This window comes from Pseudomonas morbosilactucae, assembly GCF_023241715.1.
In the GTDB taxonomy this organism is placed as follows: Bacteria; Pseudomonadota; Gammaproteobacteria; order Pseudomonadales; family Pseudomonadaceae; genus Aquipseudomonas; species Aquipseudomonas morbosilactucae.
Genome location: NZ_JALQCW010000011.1, coordinates 1 through 19680, shown reverse-complemented (window position 1 = coordinate 19680; position 19680 = coordinate 1). Strand labels below are relative to the sequence as shown.

20 protein-coding genes and 1 pseudogene are annotated in these 19680 nt (G+C 63.4%); 15 read left to right on the top strand and 6 right to left on the bottom strand.

All coding sequences use genetic code 11. From position 1 onward, the window contains the following. Positions 1–14: 14 nt before the first annotated feature. Positions 15–740, bottom strand: a complete 726-nt coding sequence (locus M1B34_RS06250; protein WP_268264681.1) for an SDR family oxidoreductase — start codon at positions 738–740, stop codon at positions 15–17. Positions 741–851: 111 nt separating this feature from the next. Here M1B34_RS06250 and M1B34_RS06245 point away from each other — a divergent pair, with 111 nt between their 5' ends. After that, positions 852–1694, top strand: coding sequence for a LysR family transcriptional regulator (locus tag M1B34_RS06245; protein ID WP_268264680.1), 843 nt, complete (start codon positions 852–854; stop codon positions 1692–1694). Positions 1695–1701: 7 nt separating this feature from the next. On the opposite strand, the gene M1B34_RS06240 is transcribed toward M1B34_RS06245, so the two are convergent. Then, on the bottom strand, positions 1702–2556 hold the full coding sequence (locus M1B34_RS06240; RefSeq protein WP_268264679.1) for a LysR family transcriptional regulator: 855 nt from the start codon (positions 2554–2556) through the stop codon (positions 1702–1704). Between the two features lie 89 nt (positions 2557–2645). Here M1B34_RS06240 and M1B34_RS06235 point away from each other — a divergent pair, with 89 nt between their 5' ends. Next, complete coding sequence (locus tag M1B34_RS06235) at positions 2646–3080, top strand: multidrug/biocide efflux PACE transporter (RefSeq protein ID WP_123328506.1); 435 nt, start codon at positions 2646–2648, stop codon at positions 3078–3080. A gap of 12 nt (positions 3081–3092) precedes the next feature. Here the strand turns inward: M1B34_RS06235 and M1B34_RS06230 are convergent, their stop codons facing one another. Further along, positions 3093–3740 carry a TetR/AcrR family transcriptional regulator gene (locus M1B34_RS06230; RefSeq protein WP_268264678.1) on the bottom strand — a complete coding sequence of 216 codons (648 nt, stop codon included), beginning with the start codon at positions 3738–3740 and terminating at the stop codon, positions 3093–3095. A 168-nt stretch (positions 3741–3908) separates the two neighbouring features. Here M1B34_RS06230 and M1B34_RS06225 point away from each other — a divergent pair, with 168 nt between their 5' ends. Genes M1B34_RS06225 through M1B34_RS06210 form a run of 4 tightly spaced genes read left to right on the top strand, consistent with a single transcriptional unit; the run spans position 3909 to position 7396 of the window. Continuing rightward, positions 3909–4517 carry a paraquat-inducible protein A gene (locus tag M1B34_RS06225; RefSeq protein ID WP_123328504.1) on the top strand — a complete coding sequence of 203 codons (609 nt, stop codon included), beginning with the start codon at positions 3909–3911 and terminating at the stop codon, positions 4515–4517. Continuing rightward, positions 4517–5131, top strand: a complete 615-nt coding sequence (locus tag M1B34_RS06220) for a paraquat-inducible protein A (protein ID WP_123328503.1) — start codon at positions 4517–4519, stop codon at positions 5129–5131. Before M1B34_RS06225 ends, M1B34_RS06220 begins: the two co-directional genes overlap by 1 nt. Beyond that, positions 5124–6815, top strand: coding sequence for a PqiB family protein (locus tag M1B34_RS06215; protein ID WP_268264677.1), 1692 nt, complete (start codon positions 5124–5126; stop codon positions 6813–6815). The genes M1B34_RS06220 and M1B34_RS06215 overlap by 8 nt, the downstream gene beginning before the upstream one ends. Further along, positions 6812–7396: a PqiC family protein gene (locus M1B34_RS06210; RefSeq protein ID WP_268264676.1), complete on the top strand. Its 585-nt coding sequence runs from the start codon at positions 6812–6814 to the stop codon at positions 7394–7396. The genes M1B34_RS06215 and M1B34_RS06210 overlap by 4 nt, the downstream gene beginning before the upstream one ends. A gap of 12 nt (positions 7397–7408) precedes the next feature. On the opposite strand, the gene M1B34_RS06205 is transcribed toward M1B34_RS06210, so the two are convergent. Next, complete coding sequence (locus M1B34_RS06205; RefSeq protein ID WP_268264675.1) at positions 7409–8326, bottom strand: LysR family transcriptional regulator; 918 nt, start codon at positions 8324–8326, stop codon at positions 7409–7411. Between the two features lie 198 nt (positions 8327–8524). On the opposite strand from M1B34_RS06205, the gene M1B34_RS06200 reads away from it, so the two are divergent. From M1B34_RS06200 to M1B34_RS06175, 6 genes are all read left to right on the top strand, one after another. Then, positions 8525–9283, top strand: coding sequence for a 5-oxoprolinase subunit PxpA (locus M1B34_RS06200; RefSeq protein WP_123328499.1), 759 nt, complete (start codon positions 8525–8527; stop codon positions 9281–9283). 94 nt (positions 9284–9377) lie between these two features. Beyond that, positions 9378–9620 (top strand): acetyl-CoA carboxylase, encoded by a 243-nt coding sequence (locus tag M1B34_RS06195; RefSeq protein WP_011062806.1) that lies wholly within the window; start codon positions 9378–9380, stop codon positions 9618–9620. A 10-nt stretch (positions 9621–9630) separates the two neighbouring features. Continuing rightward, complete coding sequence (locus tag M1B34_RS06190) at positions 9631–11004, top strand: acetyl-CoA carboxylase biotin carboxylase subunit (protein ID WP_123328498.1); 1374 nt, start codon at positions 9631–9633, stop codon at positions 11002–11004. After that, a complete protein-coding gene (locus M1B34_RS06185) occupies positions 11001–11873 on the top strand; it encodes a 5-oxoprolinase subunit B family protein (protein ID WP_268264674.1) in 873 nt (290 codons plus the stop codon). Before M1B34_RS06190 ends, M1B34_RS06185 begins: the two co-directional genes overlap by 4 nt. Beyond that, on the top strand, positions 11870–12844 hold the full coding sequence (locus M1B34_RS06180; protein WP_268264673.1) for a 5-oxoprolinase subunit C family protein: 975 nt from the start codon (positions 11870–11872) through the stop codon (positions 12842–12844). Before M1B34_RS06185 ends, M1B34_RS06180 begins: the two co-directional genes overlap by 4 nt. A gap of 111 nt (positions 12845–12955) precedes the next feature. Beyond that, positions 12956–14278, top strand: coding sequence for a purine-cytosine permease family protein (locus M1B34_RS06175; protein WP_268261692.1), 1323 nt, complete (start codon positions 12956–12958; stop codon positions 14276–14278). Positions 14279–14304: 26 nt separating this feature from the next. Here M1B34_RS06175 and M1B34_RS06170 read toward each other — a convergent pair whose 3' ends face one another. Then, the gene (locus tag M1B34_RS06170; RefSeq protein WP_268261691.1) at positions 14305–15915 is read right to left on the bottom strand and encodes an inorganic phosphate transporter; all 1611 of its coding nucleotides are present in this window, start codon (positions 15913–15915) and stop codon (positions 14305–14307) included. 225 nt (positions 15916–16140) lie between these two features. Next, positions 16141–17163, bottom strand: coding sequence for a transporter (locus tag M1B34_RS06165; RefSeq protein ID WP_123328493.1), 1023 nt, complete (start codon positions 17161–17163; stop codon positions 16141–16143). Positions 17164–17367: 204 nt separating this feature from the next. On the opposite strand from M1B34_RS06165, the pseudogene M1B34_RS33990 reads away from it, so the two are divergent. The 3 genes and pseudogenes from M1B34_RS33990 to M1B34_RS06155 all read left to right on the top strand — a co-directional run. Next, positions 17368–18120 (top strand): annotated as a pseudogene (locus M1B34_RS33990) (methyl-accepting chemotaxis protein); the annotation flags it as partial. A 165-nt stretch (positions 18121–18285) separates the two neighbouring features. Next, the gene (locus tag M1B34_RS33985; RefSeq protein ID WP_425273399.1) at positions 18286–19053 is read left to right on the top strand and encodes a methyl-accepting chemotaxis protein; all 768 of its coding nucleotides are present in this window, start codon (positions 18286–18288) and stop codon (positions 19051–19053) included. Positions 19054–19162: 109 nt separating this feature from the next. Then, positions 19163–19609, top strand: a complete 447-nt coding sequence (locus M1B34_RS06155; protein WP_123328491.1) for a hypothetical protein — start codon at positions 19163–19165, stop codon at positions 19607–19609. The last annotated feature ends 71 nt before the right edge of the window (positions 19610–19680 follow it).

Here is a 19680-nt window from a genome sequence, read left to right as displayed (position 1 = left end):
CCCGGGAATGAGCGTCAGGCCTGCTGGTGGGTGGCAGCCAGGACGATTTCGCGGATGCACACGTGGGGCGGCTGTTCGTAGGCGAACTGGATCGCCCCGGCCACGTCCTCGGCGCTGAGCACGGTGCCGCCCATGTCCTGTTTCCAGGCCTGGTAGCCGCTCTTGATGCCTTCGTCGGTGGTGTGGCTCAGCAGTTCTGTCTCCACCGCTCCTGGAGCAATGGTGATGACCCGCACATTGTGTGGCGCCAGCTCTTCGCGCAGGTTTTCCGACAGGCCATGGACCGCGAACTTGGTGCCCACGTAGGCCACGTGATTGGGGAAGGTCTTGCGCCCGGCCACCGAGCTGACGTTGATCAGGGTGCCGGCCTTGCGCTCGATCATCCCGGCAACCACGGCATGCACACCGTTGAGCAGGCCTTTGACGTTGACGTCGAGCATGCGGTCCCACTGTTCGGGGTCCTGCTTGCTCATTTCCCCCAGGAGCATCACCCCGGCGTTGTTGATCAAGGCGTCTGCCGGGCCGAACCGGGCTTCGGCGTCCTGGACCGCCGCCAGCAGCGCGGCACGATCGGTGATGTCGACGCCGCGGCTCAGGGTATTGGGCAGGCCCAGAGCCTCCAGGCGTTCGATGCGTCGGGCCAGCAGCAACAGCGGATGGCCGGCCGCCGACAGGGCCCGGGCAACGGCTTCACCGATACCGGAACTGGCGCCAGTGATGATGACCAGTGGCTTGCTCATGGGATGACTCCTGAAATAAGAAAAACAAATGACGAGTGCTGGTCGGCAGTGTATTTACTGCGTGCATAACTGAAAAATGCCTTATTCCTCTCTCTGGTATCGGAATTTCCTATGGATATTCGCCATCTCAAAGCCTTTCTCGCGGTGTTCGAGGAACGCAACATCACTGTCGCCGCCCAGCGCTTGTTTATCAGCCAACCCACCTTGTCGGTGACCATCAAGCAACTGGAAGAGGAACTGGGAACCACGCTGTTTGTGCGTCAACCCCGTGGTGTGGAGGTCAGTGAGCAGGCCCGGGTTTTGTATCCCCAGGCTCGGCGCATGGTGGCTGAAGCCGAGGCCCTGGGCCGACTGTTTCGCGGCCAGGAAGACCGCTCGCCACTGACGTTGGGGGTGGAGGGGGACGTTGCCGACAGTCAGGTGGGCGCCTTTGTGCGTATGGCTCACCAGGCGTTGCCCGGGCTGTTGCTGACCCTGCAAGAGGGCTGTGTGGGCGATGCCCGGCTGGCGGTGGAGGAGATGTGCTGCGAGGACGAATTGTTTCTGCCGCTGTGGGAAGAGTCCTATGTATTGGCGTTGCCCGCAGCCCATCCCATGGCCCAGTCGCCGGCCGGGCAAGCCTGGGTGCCGATCGATGACTGGATCACCTGCCCGCAGCACCCTTCTCACCAACGCTTGATGGCACTGTATGGCCGTTCGCCGCAGACCCTGGCCGGGCATGCCGGATCGCTGAAACAGGCCCTGCACCTGGTGGCCGCAGGCGTGGGCGTGGCGATGCTGCCCCAATCCCTGCTGCTGGGGCGGGAAGGGGTGGTGACCCGCGCTCTGCACCTGCCGGCACCGAGCCGGCGGGTGGGGCTGTGCTACGCCGCCCAGTCCCTGGAATCAGGCACCTTGCGCACCTTGCTGGAGTACTTCCAGAGCCACCCACCAGCGCGCACAGTTGCCGCCTGACGGCGGGTTATTCGAGCATTTTCGCCAACAGCCAACTGCCCGCCGGGCCCGGTGGATGCAGGCGCGACCACAGTGCGTCCACCGCCACCGGGCGGGGCCAGCCACGGGCGTTCAGTTCTTGCAGCGTGCCGGCGCCAAAACGCTCCACCAACCAGCGGGGCAATGCGGCCCAACCGAAGCCGCCTTGGGCCATTTCCAGCAGCATCAGGTAGCTGGCCGCCGACCAGACCCGGCCCCGCGCGCGGCTTTCATAGGGGTTGATGATTGTTGCCAGGCGCAGTTCGCGGTGCTGTTCCAGGTTCTCTGGGTGGAGCTGTTTGAGTTGCGCCAGGGGGTGATCACGGGCAACGAACAGGGCGATTTCGGTGCGCTCTTCCACGGTGGCGTGTTCCAGGTCCGCCGGGTAGCTGGGTTGCATCTCGGCAAAGGCGATTTGCGCCCGGCCGCTTTGCACCAGGGCCACCAGGTCTTCGCATTCGGCAATCAGGCATTCCAGTTCCAGGTCCGGGTAGCGCGCTTCGAACGCTTGCAGCGACGCTTCGAAACGATCCGACTGATAGGTGTCGGACAGGGCCACTGTGAGTTTGGCTTCCACGCCCTGGGACAACTGGCTGGCGGCCATTTCCAGGCGGCTGGTGGCGGCCAGGATCTCTTCCGCACGCTGCAATAACACGTAGCCCGCTGGGGTCAGGCCGGGTTTGCGGCTGCTGCGGTCGAAGAGTTGCACATTGAGGTCGATTTCCAGGCTGGCTACGGCGGCGCTGATGGTCGACTGGCTCTTGCCCAACTGGCGTGCCGCTGCGGAAAACGAGCCCTGGGTGGCCGCCTGGACAAAGGCCAGCAGCACTTCATGTGAGGCCATGAACTATCGCCTTGATCGATGGTTATTGGTTATGAAGTATCGGGCCGCTCCTGGATGATCGCAACCTCATTCACTCACGGAGCAGGACCATGAACACCTCTAAATCGTTGACCGAACGGGTTTGTCAGGCGGTGGGTTTCGAGTTGCTGGCGGTATTGATCTGCACCCCGTTGCTGGCGTGGGTGATGGACAAACCCATGGTCGACATGGGCGCGGTGACCATTGGCATCGGCCTGCTCGCCCTGGCCTGGAACGTGGTTTTCAACGCCCTGTTCGACCGTGGGCTCAAGCGCTTCGGGCTTGCCCACAACGGCTGGACCCGGCTCGTGCATGCCGTGCTGTTCGAGGGCGGGCTGGTGGCGGTGGGGGTACCGCTGATTGCCTGGTGGCTGAACGTCAGCCTGTTGCAGGCCTTTCTCCTGGACATCGGCGTGCTGCTGTTTTTCCTGCCCTACACCTATCTCTACCACTGGGCCTACGACGTGCTGCGGGCCAAGTGGCTGCAACAGCACCTGGCGCACTAGGAGTCGATCGCTTCAGGCGTTGCGGTGCTGGCGTTCAATGGCTTCGAGGTACGCCTCCATGGCCCGGGGCGCTTCTTGCAGCAGGAGCACATGCTTGAGTTGGCTGTGCTCCTGGGCCAACTGGAACAGGCCCATAGGCAGGCCAAACATGGCCAGTACATAGGTGGCCCGTTGCTCGGTGCTGGCCTGGGGCAGGCGCAGGCTGAAAATTTGCTCATAGACGCTTTTCACCCGGGCATGCAGCTCGGGCGCCTGGAGCTGGCCGGTGGCGAAGCCCGGGTTGATCATCTGCAACAGGTCGGGGTGTTGTTCGAGGTAATGCAGGATCGGCAGGATCATGCGCTCGATCACCCCCCGGCAACTCATCTCCCGCCACTGCTGTGCATCCACCGCCAGCAACGGCTCGGTGATGTGGCTCACGGCGACGATATGGCGTTGCCCCAGAGCATCGAGTACCTGTTGTTTATCAGCGAAGAAATGGTACAGCGAGCCGATGGAGGTGCCGGCTTCCCGGGCGATGCCGTGCATGGTCAGGTTGGCCACGCCGTGGCTGAGCAGCAGCCGTGCGCAGGCATCGAGAATCGCCATGACGCGTTCATGCCCGCGAGTCTGCTTGGGCGCACGCTGAGGTTTGACGGGGAGGGGCGTGGAGTCGGTCATGGTCTGCGAAAATTCCCGGGGCGCCTATTATGGCGTAGATGCTGGCGCACAGTCCGTAAACAAGAAGAGTCCTCAAACAAAACTAGACACTGTCCTCTACTTTTGTCGAAAATACGCGCCGGCCGGTTCCTGCCCTGAACCTGCCGCCCACCCGGCCCTCTGAAGACCATGACTATTTCTCGTCCCTGGATCATTTGCGAACACTGCGATTCGGTATTCGAACCGGTGCCGCTCGCCAAAGGCCAGACCGCCCAGTGTTCACGCTGTGGCGCGGTCTTGGTGCGCGCGCGGCATTTGAATGTGCAGCAGTTGTTCGCCCTGTCGATCACCGCAGCGTTGTTGTTCGTGTTCGCCAACCTGTTCCCAGTGATCCAGATCAGCCTGGAGGGCCTGAGTAACGAAGCTACCCTCTGGCAATCGGTAGAGGCCCTGGCCCATGGCCGTATCAGCCTGATTGCCGCCGTTGCCGGGTTGACCATCATTCTTGCGCCTTGCCTGCAGATCATCCTGCTGTGCTGGGTGCTGGGCCATGCCAACGTCGGCCGCGCGGCGCCGGGCTTCAAGGCCTGCATGCGCGCCCTGGAACACTTGCGGCCCTGGAGCATGCTGGAGGTGTGCCTGCTGGGGATCCTGGTGGCCATCGTCAAGCTGGCGGGCATGCTCGATGTGCATCCGGGGCTCGGCTTGTGGGCCTTGTCGATGCTGACGGTGCTGATCATCCTGATTTCCGGCAAGGGCATCCGCAGCCTTTGGGACGACCTCGAGGGCCGCTATTGATGAGTGCACCGCCCTATGCCCGTGACTTGGGCCTGATGCTCTGCCACACCTGCGGCCAGGCGTGTGAGCAGCATCAGCACCACTGCCCGCGCTGTGAATCGCCCGTGCACGCGCGCAAGCCCAACAGCCTGAGCCGCACCTGGGCCTTCCTTGTGGCCAGCGTGATCTTTTACATCCCGGCTAACCTGTTGCCGGTGATGCACACCAGCATGTTTGGCAGTGGCAGTGAAAACACCATCATGAGCGGGGTGGTGGAGTTCTGGAAACACGGCTCCTGGGACATTGCCCTGTTGATTTTCATCGCCAGCGTGGTGGTGCCCTGCATCAAGTTTTTTGTCCTCGGCACCTTGCTGGTCACATGCCAGCGCCGCAGCCGCTGGGCCCAGCGTGAACGTGCCCGGCTCTATCGGTTTATCGAGTTGATCGGCTACTGGTCCATGCTCGATGTGCTGGTGGTGGCCCTGGTGGCGGCCCTGGTGCAGTTTCGGGCCCTGAGCTCCATCGATCCGCGGATGGGCATTCTGTTTTTTGGTTTGGTGGTGGTGCTGACGATGTTGGCGGCCATGAGTTTCGATCCCCGGCTTATCTGGGATGTAGAGGTTGAAGATGTCTGATCATCCAGGTTCCAACGCTTCAAAGCCCCAGGCCGCCCCGGGTACGCCAGCGGTCAGGACGCGCCGTTTCAATGTCTCGCTGGTGTGGCTGGTGCCCATCGTCGCGGCCTTGGTAGGGCTGTCCATGGTGGTCAACAAGTCGCTCTCGGCCGGGCCGGAAATCACCATCAGCTTCCAGACGGCCGAGGGCCTGGAGGCCAACAAGACCCAGGTCAAGTACAAGAACGTGGTGATCGGCAAGGTGACTTCCATCGCCTTGAGCGACGATCGCCGCAAGGTGCTGGCCAAGGTCGAACTGGACCAGTCCGCCGAACCCTTCACCGCTGACGACTCGATGTTCTGGGTGGTGCGCCCGCGCATCGGCGCCAACGGCGTGTCCGGGGTCGACACCTTGCTGTCCGGGGCCTTTATCGGCGCCGATGCCGGCAAATCGGAGAAACGCAAAAACAGCTTCAAGGGCCTGGAAACCCCACCGCCGATCACCTACGGGCAGAAAGGCAAGCGCTTCACTCTGCACACGGACGACCTGGGCTCCCTGGACATCGGCTCGCCGGTCTACTACCGGCGCATCGAAGTCGGGCAGGTGGTGTCCTATCAGTTGGCCAACAGCGGCAAGGGCGTGGATGTGAAGATCTTCGTCAACTCGCCCAATGATAAGTACGTCACCACCGACAGCCGTTTCTGGAACGCCAGCGGTGTGGATGTGACCCTCGGTGCCAACGGCCTGAAGGTCAACACCGAGTCGGTGTCCTCGATCCTCGCTGGCGGCATTGCCTTCGTCGAACCCAAGTACAGCCCCGATGCCAAGCCGGCCCCGGAACACGCCGAGTACACGCTGTTCGGCGATCAGGAAACGGCCCTGGCACCGCCTGATGGCCAGCCGCGCTACATCCGCATGCGTTTCGACCAGCCCCTGCGTGGACTGGCGGTCAATGCACCGGTGGAGTTCCTTGGGGTCAACGTCGGCAAGGTGGTGTCCATGGACCTGGACTACGACGAGCAACGTCAGTATTTCCCGACCCTGGTGGGGGCCGTGATCTACCCGGATCGCCTGGGCAAGGCCCACGAAAAACTGCTCAAGGAGTTCGGCGGCGAAGACGATGCGCGCTCCGCCCAGTTGATCGCCGCGTTCGTCAAGCAGGGCCTGCGGGCCCAGGCGCGCAGCGGTAACCTGCTGACCGGCCAGCTCTACATTTCCCTGGATTTCGTTTCCAAGGCCAAGCCTGTGACATTCGATGCCAGCGCACGGCCTCTGGAAATCCCGACGGTGCCGGGCAGCCTGGACAAGCTGCAGGAGCAGTTGCAGGCCGTGGTGGAGAAGATCAGCAAATTGCCGATCGACGCCATCGCCAATAACCTCAACGCCAGCCTGGGGGAAATGCAGAAGACCCTGAAGCAGGTCAACGGCGACGTCTTGCCGCAAATGCGTGACACCCTGGAACAGACGAAAAAGACCCTGGCCAGTGCCAACGACAGCTTCTCTGAAGACTCGCCGCAACGCCTGCAATTGGGCCAGGCCATGGAAGAGGTGCAGCGCACCGCCCGCTCGGTGCGGGTACTGACCGACTTCCTTGGCCGTCATCCCGAGGCGCTGATTCGCGGTCGCCTGAAAGACAATCAACCGGATGCCTACCAGTCTCCGTCCACCTCGGTTCGTGAATCCGCGTCGGAAGCCCAGCCATGAAAAAACCAGCCCTGTTGTTGTGCCTGAGCCTGGGACTTGCCGCTTGCAGCTCCGCGCCGACCCATTACTACACCCTGATGCCGCCGGTGGCCGAAGGCAGCGCTGCGGCCCGGACCGGCAGCCTGCAGTTCGAAATGTCCACGGTGCGTATTCCGGTCCAGGTGGACCAGCCGCAGTTGGTAGTGCGTCAGGACAGCGGCACCCTGGCGATCCTCGAAACCCAGCGCTGGAGCGCGCCCCTGGTGGACGAGTTCCACGACGCCCTGGCCAGCCAGATGGAGCAGAAGCTCGGCACGCGTAACCTCGAAGGCTTGCCCAAGCAGCCCGGGCGCCCGGTGCTGTCGTTGCAGACCGATGTGCGGCGCTTCGAATCCCTGCCCGGGCGTTACGCGCTGATCGATGTGGTCTGGAGCCTGCGCCTTCGGGGCGAGGGTGGTCCGGCCCGCAGCCTCACCTGTAGCAGCCAGATCCGCCAGCCAGCAGGTGTTGAACTGAATAGCCTGGTGCAGGCCCACCAACAGGCCATTGCCCAGTTGGCCGGGCAGATCGCCGCCACTGCACAGCGCTGGACCTGTCCCTGAAGGCAGGCATCGTTAGCGGCGGGCGGAGAGTTGCTGGGGCGCCAGGAACGCATCGTGGAAGTAATCGCGCAGCGCCTGCATGGCCGGGGTGAAGGCCCGTTCCCGGTGCCAGGCCAGGCCCACGCTCATGGGGGTGACGGCATCGCTGAGGGTCAGGGTTTCGATGCGCTTGCCCTCCAGCGACCAGGGCCGATGCACCAGGTCTGAGAGGATCGCTACGCCGCTGCCGTTGGCCACCATGCTGCGCACTGCCTCCACCGAGCTGGTGCGCACCCGCACCTGAGGCTGTTGATGGGCCTGTTCCCAATAGCGCATGGCGCTCTGCTCGGCCTCGTCGACGGTCAGCAGGATGAAGGGTTCTTTAGCGACGTCCGCCAGGCTGACGCTGGCCCGTTCACAGAGCGGGTGGTGCGCCGGCAGCCACAGCCGGCGTTCGGAGTTGAACAGGGTTTCCGAGACAATGTCCGGGTGAGTCAGGTTGGCGGTGAGCACCACCGCCATGTCGAAACGCCCCTCCAGCAACCCTTGCTCGATGGCCCGGCGTTCCTGTTCATGCAGCTCGATGGTGACGTCCGGGTGCCAGTGCTCCAGGCGTTGCAGGTGGTGTGGCAGGAAGTAGCCGATCACCGTGTAGCTGGCCGCCAGGTGCAGCACACCGCTGGCTCGGTAGTCCGGCAGCGGGCTGTTCAGTGCATCGTCGACACTGCGCAAAATCACATAGGCCCGGTTGAGAAAATGCCGCCCGGCGTCGGTCAGGTTCATGCCCTGGGCTGAGCGCACGAATAACTGCACGGCGAGCATCGCCTCCAGCTCCTTGATCGCCGTGGTCACTGCCGACTGGGAGATATTCAAGTGGATCGCCGCCTGGGAGATCTGCCCGATTTCCGCAGTGGCCACGAAGTAGCGCACCTGGCGCAAGGTCAACGACATGTTCCATTCCCCATCACTCTGTATGAGCCGGCTTGCCGGCGAAAGCGATCCAGCAGACGCCGTTGCCATAAAAGGCAACGCTGCCTGGTAGCTTTATCTGTTTTTCAGAAGATGCTCTATCTGATAATAGATCTTCCCAAGGGGTCAAGGCCGCTCTAATTTTCACTGCACGAAGTCACGAGAGTTGGAGCAACAGTGATGCAGGCAGTGGATTTCAATTCGGACATGGGCGAAAGCTTCGGTCCCTGGACCATCGGCGATGGCGTTGATACCGAGCTGATGGGCTTTATCAGCTCGGCCAATATCGCCACCGGATTTCACGCTGGCGATCCTGGCACCATGCGCCGCACCATCGAACAGGCCAAGCGTTTGGGGGTCGCCATTGGTGCTCATCCGGGGTTCCGTGACCTGGTGGGTTTCGGCCGCCGGCACATCAATGCACCGGCCCAGGAATTGGTCGACGACATGCTCTATCAGCTCGGTGCCCTGCGTGAGCTGGCCCGGGTCCAGGGCCTCAAGTTGCAGCACATCAAACCCCACGGCGCGCTCTACATGCACCTGGCCCGGGACGAGGAAGCCGCGCGGCTGTTGGTGCAGAACCTGCGCAAGCTGGAGCCTGAGCTGCTGCTGTATTGCATGCCCAATTCGGTGATCTGGCACGTCGCCCAGGAGCTGGGCCAGCCGGTGATCCGCGAGTTCTACGCCGACCGCGATTACGACCTCAGCGGTTCCATCGTCTTCACCCGCCAGGTGCGCGCCCTGGACCCGGCGGCCGTGGCGGCCAAGGTGCTGCGCGCCTGCCAAAGCGGCCTGGTGCGTACCGTTGAAGGCGAGGACCTGGCCATCGAGTTCGACTCCATCTGCCTGCACAGCGACACCCCGGGCGCTCTGGATCTGGTGGAGGCCACCCGCACGGCGCTGGATCAGGCCGGCATCGAGGTGCGAGCACCGCGCTGAGGCGCATCCACACGAAGCACCGCGCGCAGACGCGGGTTTCACCTGGTTTTGATTTTTTGCCTGCCTTTCTACAACTATTCCAAAAGGAACAGACATGGCCGAATACAGTGTTATCACCCCCTTGCCGGGCACCTTTTATCGCAAGGCCACTCCGGAATCGGCACCTTTCGTCGAGGTCGGCGACTCCGTCAGCGCCGATACCGTGATCGGCCTGATTGAAGTCATGAAGCAGTTCTCCGAACTGACCGCCGGGAGCGCGGGTCAAGTCAGTGCCTTTTTGGTGGAAGACGGTGATCCGGTGGAACCGGGTCAGGTCGTCGCGACGCTCGAACAGTGAGGGCCGGGGCATGACTGGATCAATTAACAAATTACTGGTGGCCAACCGTGGCGAGATTGCCGTGCGCATCATTCGCGCGGCCAAGGCCCTGGGGATTCCTACCGTTGCCGCTTGCAGCGAGGCGGATGCCGATTCCATGGCCGCACGCATGGCCGATGACGTGCAGATCATTGGCCCGGCGCGGGCCGACAAGAGCTACCTGAATGTCCAGGCCCTGCTCGGTGCCTTGCAGGCCAGCGGTGCCAATGCGGTGCATCCGGGCTATGGCTTTCTTTCCGAGAACGCCGACTTCGCCGAGGCGGTGGTCAAGGCCGGAGCAATCTTCGTCGGGCCCAGTGCCGAGACCATCCGCCGCATGGGCGACAAGGCTGAAGCCCGGCGCACCGCGCAGGCGGCGGGAGTGCCGGTGGTACCGGGCTCCCCGGGTGAACTCTTCGACCTGGACGCCGCGCTCAAGGCCGCTGAAAGCGTGGGCTTTCCGCTGTTGATCAAAGCCAGTGCCGGCGGTGGCGGGCGGGGGATTCGCCTGGCTCAGGATGCGGCGCAGTTGGCCGAGGAATTCCCTCGGGCGCAACGGGAAGCCCAGACGGCTTTCGGCAATGGTGCGGTGTACCTGGAACGTTTCATTGGCCGTGCGCGGCACATCGAAGTCCAGGTGTTGGGCGATGGTAAACACGCCGTGCACCTGTTCGAGCGCGAGTGCTCGCTGCAACGGCGGCGGCAGAAAATCTTCGAAGAAGCACCGTCGCCGGTGCTCAGCGCCGAGCAGCGTGAGCAATTGTGCAGCAGCGCCGTGCGCCTCACCGAAGCCTTGGGCTACCAGGGCGCCGGCACCCTGGAATACCTCTACGACGACAGCACCGGCGAGTTTTTCTTTATCGAGATGAACACGCGGATTCAGGTGGAGCACCCCATCAGTGAACTGATCACCGGCATCGATCTGGTCCAGGCCATGTTGCGCATTGCCGGGGGCGAGCCCCTGGGTTGGCGCCAGAGCGATATCCAACTCAATGGCGCGGCCTTGCAGATGCGCTTGAATGCCGAAGACCCGGCGCGGGATTTCTTTCCCAGCCCAGGCAAAGTCGAGCAACTGATCTGGCCGGAAGGGGCGGGGGTGCGGGTCGATAGTCACTTGTACCCGGGCTATGTTGTGCCACCTTATTACGACTCGCTGTTGGCCAAGCTGATCGTCCACGGGCGTGACCGCGGCGAGGCCCTGGCCCGGGCGCGGCTGGCCGTGGAACACACCACCTTGACCGGCATGGCCAGTACCTTGTCGCTGCACCGTGAACTGCTGGCCGAACCCTGGCTGCAGCAGGCCGATTTTCACACGGGAACCCTGGAAACCTGGCTGGCCGAGCGCCGCGCCGGAGGTGTCGCATGAGCCAGCCGATCCGCTACAGCTTTGGTGCCGACGAGCATCTGTTCGCCGAAGTCAGCGACAGCATGTCCCTGGAAGCCTTCTTCAAGGGCATGGCGGTGACCCGCGCCGTGGAGCGCCTGGAGTTGGATGGGGTACTGGATGTGTGCCTGGCCAATGCCTCGTTCCAGATCCGCTTCGACCCGGACCGCATCGCCCCGCACGCCCTGCTGGAGGCGGTGCAGCAGGCCGAGGCCGGGGCGGTGGCCGAGCGCAGCCTGCACACCCGGATCATCGAGATCCCGGTGCTCTACAACGACCCCTGGACCCATGAAACCCTGATGCGCTTTCGTGACCGGCACCAGGACCCCAACGCCACGGACCTGGAGTACGCAGCGCGGATCAACGGTCTGGCGGACGTCGATGCTTTTATCGCCGCCCACAGCGGTGCGCCCTGGTTCGTCTCCATGGTGGGGTTTGTTGCCGGGCTGCCGTTCATGTTCCAGATGGTTGAGCGTGAGCGGCAGTTGCAGGTGCCCAAGTACCTGCGGCCGCGCACCGATACGCCAAAACTGACCCTGGGTCATGGCGGCTGTTTCGGCTGCATCTACTCGGTGCGCGGTGCCGGCGGCTACCAGATGTTCGGCGTCACCCCGGCCCCCATCTACGACCCGCAGCAGCAACTGGCTTACCTCAAGGCGCACATGGTGTTCTTTCGCCCGGGGGACATCGTGCAGTTCAAACCCATCGACCGCGAGGCTTACGACCAGGCGGTGGCCGAAGTCGAGGCCGGGCGCTTTGACCTGCGTATTCGCGAGGTGGAGTTTTCCCTGGATGCGTTCATTGCCGACCCGGTCGGCTATCCCAAGTCGCTGCAGGAGGTGCTGGCATGATCAAGGTCATCAAACCGGGCCTGGCCACATCGGTGCAGGACCTGGGTCGCGAAGGTTTCTATCACCTGGGGATTCCGCCGTCTGGCGCCTTGGACCAGTACGCCCTGAGCGCGGCCAACCAGTTGGTGGGCAACCCGGCAGGCGCGGCTGGGCTGGAGTGCACGCTGCTCGGGCCGGAGCTTGCGTTCAGCGCCGACGCCCTGGTGGCGGTTTGCGGCGCCCATATGACGCCCAAACTCGATGGTGTGGACATGCACCTGGACACCGCTTTTTCGGTCAAGGCCGGGCAAGTGCTGCGCTTCGACTTTCCCAAGGCTGGGGCCCGAGCGTACCTGGCGGTGGCCGGTGGCATCGATGTGCCGCTGGTGTTGGGCAGTCGCTCGACCTATGCCCTGGGCGCCCTGGGCGGTTTTCAGGGGCGGCGTTTGGCGGCTGGGGATGAGCTGCCGGTGGGTGTCGCCAGCGGCAAAAGCCGTCCCGGTGCCAGTTTGCCCATGGCGCTGCGCCAATCCCTTGGGGGCGAAATCACCCTGCGGGTAGTGCCGGGCCTGTACTACGAACGCTTGAGCGACGCGGCCAAGGTCAGCTTCTTCGCCGAACCCTGGACCGTGGGTTCGGAAGCCGACCGTATCGGCTATCGCTTCAAGGGCGGTAGCGCCCTGAGCTTCCAGCCTCGGGAGCAGCCGTTCGGCGCGGGTTCCGATCCGTCGAACATCGTCGACAGTTGCTACCCCATCGGTTCGATCCAGGTGCCGGCAGGGCTTGAACCCATTGTCCTGCACCGGGATGCGGTGTCCGGTGGCGGCTACGCCATGATCGGCACGGTGATCAGTGCCGACCTCGACCTGATCGGCCAGATGCAGCCCAATCAGAAGGCCCGCTTTGTGGCGGTGACCCTCGAAGAAGCGCTGGAAGCTCGGCGCTCCTATAAGAAAAAGCTCAGCTGTCTGAGCAAGCTCTTCCCTTCCTGATTCTGCCCGCCGCATCGCGCGGGCCATGCCAAAAGGTAAGCCAACGCCGCACTTCGGTGCGGTGACGGCTGCCCGCGCTTCAACCCTTGATTGGTTCTGGAGTTCACGCCAATGGCAGCTTTATCGCAATCGAATCAAACCGGGCAGGACCCGACCAGCGTTGCCGTGCCCAGTGAGGCGCGCATGGGGCGACTGTCCCTGACCATGGCCTGGTGGGCGGTGTGCAGCGCGATGTTCTACATCGTCGTCGGCGCTTCCCTGGCCCTGTCTTACGGCACCCGCAATGCACTGATCGGCATGCTCCTGTCGGTGCTCAGTTATGGCCTGGTGAACACTGTGCTCAGCCGCTTCGCCATGCGCAGCGGGCTCTCGGTGGCGCTGTTTTCACGGTTGTTGTTTGGCAGCACCGGGGCCTGCCTGGCGACCTTGATTTTCTTCTCCACGGCGATCTATTACGCGGTGTTCGAAGGTTCGGTGATCGCCGTGGCCCTCAACCACCTGTACCCGCAACTGCAGTATCCGCTGGCGGCGCTGGTGGTGGTGCTGTACAGCGTGCCGCTGATCCTGGGCAGCGTGCAGCACTGGCTGGACAAGCTCAACGGTGTGCTGTTGCCGGTGTATCTGGGTGGCTTGCTGTTCGCCGTGGGCCTGTCCATCAGCCGTTATGGCTACCAGCCGCAATGGCTGGATTTCGGCCCGGCCAATCCCAGTAGCACGGGCTGGTGGGACTGCTTCGTGGCCTACATGGGGGTGTGGATCCTGATGCTGTTCACCTTCGACTACGCACGTTTCGGCAAGCCGGCAGACGCCGCTTATCACGGTCGCTGGAACTTCGGCATGCCGTTCTACGCGGTGACCTTTTTGCTCAACGGCGCCGCGGGGATCTACCTGGTGAGCAGCATTCCCCATGAAGGCGCGCTCAATGAAGTCTCGGTGGTGATGGCGATCTTGCAGTTGATGGGGCTCTGGGGGCTGTTGTTCGTCTGGGCCACGCAAACCCGGATCAACACCGCCAACTACTACCTGGCGACCTTGAACATGCAGGCGTTCTTCGGTCGTTTCGGTCTGCGCGGCTCCTACCTGATGTGGGCGGTGGCGGTGGGGATCATTGTCTACGGCCTGATGCTGGCGGATGTGTTCGCCTACCTGCTCAAGGCCCTGGCCTATCAGGGGATCTTTGTCGTGGCCTGGGTCGGCGTGGCCCTGGCGCAGATTCTGTTGGGGCGTACCGACGTGGCGGCGATTGATCGCGTGGCGGCCTTCAACCCGGTGGGGCTGACAGCCTGGTTCGGCGGCACGGCCCTGGGGCTGATGCTGATGTGGGCGGGGGGCGGCCTGGCCAGTTTCTCGGCGCCGCTGACCGGGGTCCTGGCGTTTGCCTTGCAGGCCGGGCTGGCCAGTCGCTTGCGGGGCCGCTTGCCCGCCGTCGGCTGACAGGGCGGCGGGCAAGCGGGCGCTGATCAGAACAGTTGGGTGAACAGCCAGTACAGGCTGCCCGACAGCAAGATCGCCGCCGGTAAGGTCAGGACCCAGGCCATGGCCAGGTTGCGGATGGTGCGCATCTGCAACCCGCCGCCATTGGCCACCATGGTTCCGGCCACCCCCGAGGACAAGACGTGGGTGGTCGATACCGGCAGGCCGAACATGTCCGCCGCGCCAATGGTCAGCATGGCCACGGTTTCTGCCGAGGCACCCTGGGCGTAGGTCAGGTGGGTCTTGCCGATCTTCTCGCCGACGGTCACCACAATGCGTTTCCAGCCGACCATGGTGCCCAGGCCCAGGGCGATGGCCACGGCGATCTTCACCCACAGCGGAATAAAGCGCGTGGCGTTGTCGATCTGCTGCTTGAACAGTTGCAGCTTGCCCTGGGTGTCGGCGTCGAAATTGCCCACCGCGTTTTTGTCCATCAGGCGAATGGTTTCGCTGGTCAGGTACATGTCGTTGCGCACGTTGCCCATGGCTTCGGCGGGCACCTTGGACAGCGAGCCGTAACCCTTGACCTCGCTGCCGATGGAGCCGGCCAGGGCGGCCAGGGCCGGGATCAGTTCGGGGCTGGCCTGTTTGCTGCGCACGTATTCGGAGAGCACGGGACGCGGGTCGGCCGGTGCCGGTTGCGGTGCGCTTTTCACCAGGGCTTGCTGGGTGACTTCGGCCACAGCGGCGAACTGCAGGGCCTGGTCTGCCGGCATGGTGCGGTTCAGCGCATAGGCCATCGGCAGGGTGCCCACCAGGATCAGCATGATCAGGCCCATGCCTTTTTGCCCATCGTTGGAACCGTGGGCGAACGACACTCCGGTGCAGGTCAGGATCAACATGCCGCGAATCCACCACGGCGGCGGGGTATTGCCTTTGGGGGCCTTGTACAACGCACGGTTCTTCACGAACAGGCGCAGGGCCAACAGCAGCAGGGCGGCGAAGACGAAGCCGATCAAGGGCGAGAACAGCAGGGCGTAGCCGACCTTGGTGGCCTGGCCCCAGTCCACGCCGCTGGTGCCGTCACGGCCGTGCATCAGGGCATTGGCCACGCCGACGCCGATGATCGAGCCGATCAGGGTGTGGGACGACGAGGCCGGCAGCCCCAGCCACCAGGTGCCGAGGTTCCACAAGATGGCGGCGATCAGCAGGGCGAAGATCATGGCGAAACCGGCCGATGAGCCCACCTGCAAAATCAGCTCCACGGGCAACAGGGCGATGATGCCGAAGGCCACCGCGCCGCTGGACAGCAAGACCCCGAGGAAATTGAAGAAACCCGACCAGACCACCGCGAAGTGCGGCGGCAGCGAATGGGTGTAGATCACCGTGGCCACGGCATTGGCGGTGTCGTGGAAGCCGTTGACGAACTCAAAGCCCAGAGCGATCAGCAGCGCCACGCCCAGCAACAGAAAGGGCGTCCAAGTGGTGACCGTGGTGCCCAGTTCGTGCATGTCGTGCACCAGGCTGTAGGCGGTGAACAACAACCCCATGGCCAGCACGGCAAAGAACACCACAAGGGTGAAGGGGCCAGGTTTTTTATCCAGTGAGGGGCGTGTCTCGGGGCGGGAGGTGGCGGCAGTCAGGGATGGGGTGGCCATGGCCGGACAATCCTGTGGGTGGGAGGAATGTCGCCCATGATCGTTGCCAAATGTTACAGAGAGGCTGCCTCAGATCATGGTTTACGCGATTGAGCCGTTCCGTTGATCAGGTCGATCCCGCGCGGCCATCGTGCTCATCCCGCTCATCCCGTAGGAGCCGGCTTGCGCGAAGAGGCCCTCAAGCCTGGCACCTGCCTTGGGGGCGCCTTCGCCGGCAAGGTGGGGTCAGTAGTCCTGGCGCTTGCGAAAGGCCCAGCGCCCGGCGATCACGGTGAAGGTGGCCACCAGCGCCACCAGGATCCAGAAGCCCTCCGGGTCTCCGGAAAAGGGAATGCCGCCCACGTTCATACCAAAGAAGCCGGCGATGATGTTGATCGGCAGCGCCAGCACCGTGACCACGGTCAGGGTGAACAGGGTGCGGTTGCTCTGCTCGTTGAGGTTGGCGGCGATCTCTTCCTGCAGCAGTTTGATGCGCTCGCCCAAGGCGGTGAGGTCGTTGATGATCAGGGCGAACTCTTCGGTGGATTTGCGCAGCTCCTTGACGTCTTCCTTCTGCAGCCATTGCGGTGGCCGGTTGAGCAGCCGCAGCAGGGAGCCGGGCTCCAGGGCCAGCAGCCGTTGCAGGCGCACCAGCACCCGACGCATGGCCCCCAGTTCGGCGCGGTTGCTGGCGACCCGGGCCGCCAGCAACTGGTCTTCGATCTGATCGACGCTGAGGCTGGTCTTGCGCACGATCTGGGTCAGCACTTCGCCCTGGTCCCGCAGCAGGTGCACCAGCAGTTCCAGGGGGGAGCGAAAGCATTCGCCGGCCTTGACCGATGAGCGCAGCTTGTCCACCGAGTGCAGGGGCTGCAGGCGGGCGCTGATGATCAGGCGGCTGCGGGCACAGACCCAGAGCGTGGAAATGTCCGAAGACACCATGTTGCTGAGGTTGAACACCACGTCGTTGACCACCGCCAGCAGGGCCGAGTCCACGTGTTCGATGCGTGTGGAGCGCGACCCCTCGTGCAGGGCCTCGAAGAACTCCTCGGGCAATTGCAGGTGCGCCTTCATCCAGCGCTCGCACGCCGCGTGGGCCAGGTTAAGGTGCAACCAGAGGAATTCGTCGCCGTCGTCAGGGTGTTGCAGGGCCTGCAGGGCCTTGGCCGAGTCCAGCTCGCGACCGCGTTCGCCAGGGCGAAAACTGAAGCCGTACAGCAGGCCGAACAGGTCGGAATCACGGTGGCTTTGGTCGATGCTGTGGTTCATGGCGTCTCGCAGGAGAGAGGGCGCCTGTGGCTGGGTTTCACAGGTTCACTTGAGCCCTATCATCCCAAGGTTTTTTGACGTTTTTGTGACAGTTCGGCGAGCAATATAAGGGGGTCATAACCGGCAGTCGGCGTGGCTCAAGAAAGTCTTCGACGCGCCGATCACGCTGACAACACAAGGCACCTTTAGGTGTGCCCGACAGGGATGTCACGACGTTACGCAGGTGTTTTGGGCCTGCTTTATCCCCGCCATGAGATCCCCACGATGTCTTTGCAAAAATCCCTGAGAGCGCAAGTGCTCACCCTGTTGAGCGGCAGCCTGCTGGCGATGCTGTTGATCGCCTTGGCGTGTTTTCATTTTCTGTCCAGTGGCGTGCAAAGCTATCGCGCCCTGATCGACGGACCTTTGCACACCTCCCAGTTGATCGATGAAGCCAACCTGCAATTCAAGGTGCAGGTGCAGGAATGGAAAAACGTTTTGTTGCGCGGCAAGGAGCCTCAGGAACTGAACAAGTACTGGACCCAGTTCGAGGCGCGGCAGCGCGAGGTGCAGGACATTCTCGGGCAATTGGCGGCGACGCCTGGGGTCGACAGTGCGCTCAAGACCCGCATCGAGCGCCTGCGTGAAGAGCATCGCTTGTTGGGCAGTGCCTACCAGAAAGGGCGTGACGCCTACGTGGCGGCTGGGGCTGATGCGGCGGCCGGCGATGTAGCCGTCAAGGGCGTGGACCGCGCCACCAGCGAGCAGATGAGCAGCCTGGTCAGCGAGTTGCGCCAGCAGGGCGGCGCGCAGTCCTTGCTGATCAGTGCCGACGCCGAGCGCACGGTGTGGATCGGGATTCTGGTGATGCTGGTCTCGGGGGCGTTGATTGGTTTGTTCAGCCTGTGGCTGGTCAACCGCAGCCTGGTGCAGCCGATCCGTGAGTTGATCGAGTACGTGGCCCAACTGAGCCGTGGCCGTCTGTCCGAGCGCGTGGCCAGTACCCGCCAGGATGAGCTGGGCAAGCTGGCCGTGGCGGCCAACACCTTACGCGATTTCCTCGCGGAAACCTTTAACCGTCTGCAGCGCAGTGCCTCGGACCTGGACAGCGCCAGCGGCGAACTGAATGCGATTGCCGGGCTGATGTCCCAAGGCACTAATGAGCAATTCAACCGCACCGATCAGGTGGCCACGGCGATGAACGAAATGTCCGCGACGGCCCAGGAAGTGGCGCGCCACGCCGCCGATGCGGCGCGGGCCGCCGATGATGCCGATCACTCGGCGCAGCAGGGCGAGCAGGTGATGCAGGGCACCATTCACACCATCACCCAGATGCGTGGCGAGATTGCCAACACCGCCACAGTGATTCGTCGCCTGGAAAGCGACAGCGGACGGATCGGCAAGGTCCTGGAAGTGATTCGCGGGATCGCCGAGCAAACCAACCTGCTGGCCCTCAATGCGGCCATCGAGGCGGCCCGGGCCGGTGAGGCCGGGCGCGGGTTTGCCGTGGTCGCTGACGAAGTCCGTAGCCTGGCCCAGCGCACGGCGGCGTCCATCAGCGAGATCAATCAGATCATCCACACGGTGCAGACCGGTGCGGTGGATGCGGCCCAGGCCATCGAAAGCGGCCAGTCGCGCAGTGAGGAAAGTGTCGAGCAAGTGACCCAGGCCGGGGCGATGCTCGAACGCATTACGGCAGCGGTGGAGGCGATCCGCGACATGAACCGGCAGATCGCCACGGCGGCGGAAGAGCAGACGTCGGTGGCCGAGGACATTTCTCGCAACCTCACCGAGATCACCGCCATCGCCAGTACCAATCTCGACAACGTGCAGCGCACCGAGGCGGCAAGCCGCAACTTGCACGGCTTGTCTGGTCAGTTGAATGAAGTGACGGCGCGCTTGAGCGCCTGATGGGCCGGGTCTGTATCGACATGCTTACTGTGTCGATACACGATCACTCTCAAGCTGGACCTTGTGCTGTCGATGACCGGTTATCCCATCACCCGTCAGGACATTACCCATGGTCAGCCTCACCTCCGTCACCATTACCCAGCCCCTCACCAGCAGCACCACCAAAGCCGCGAGCAGCGATAGTGAAACCACCACCGACAGCACGGCGATCGGTGCCACCGACAGCACCAGCGATTCGAGCAAAGCGGCCCCGGCCGGCGGCGCAGCGCCGGCTGGCGACAGCAGTTCGAGCAGCAGCGAGGAGTCCGATACGGTCAAGGAACTGCGCAAGCAGATCGCCGAACTGCAAAAGCAGTTGCAGGAAGAACAGCGCCAGTTGCAGGCCGCCCAAGCCAAGGAAGAAAGCGCTGACGCCAAGGCTGCCAACGTGGCCGCCGCGCAATCTCAGGTTTCCTCCACCAGCGCTTCGCTGCAAACCGCCACCGCGGCCTTGTTGCAGGCCCTGCAGGACTCCGACAGCAGTACGTCCGGTTCGCTGGTCAGCACCACCGCCTGATTTTTCAGCGCACACAAAAACGCCGCGCGACCTTGGGGTCGCGCGGCGTTTTTTGTGTGGGGGTTACTTGT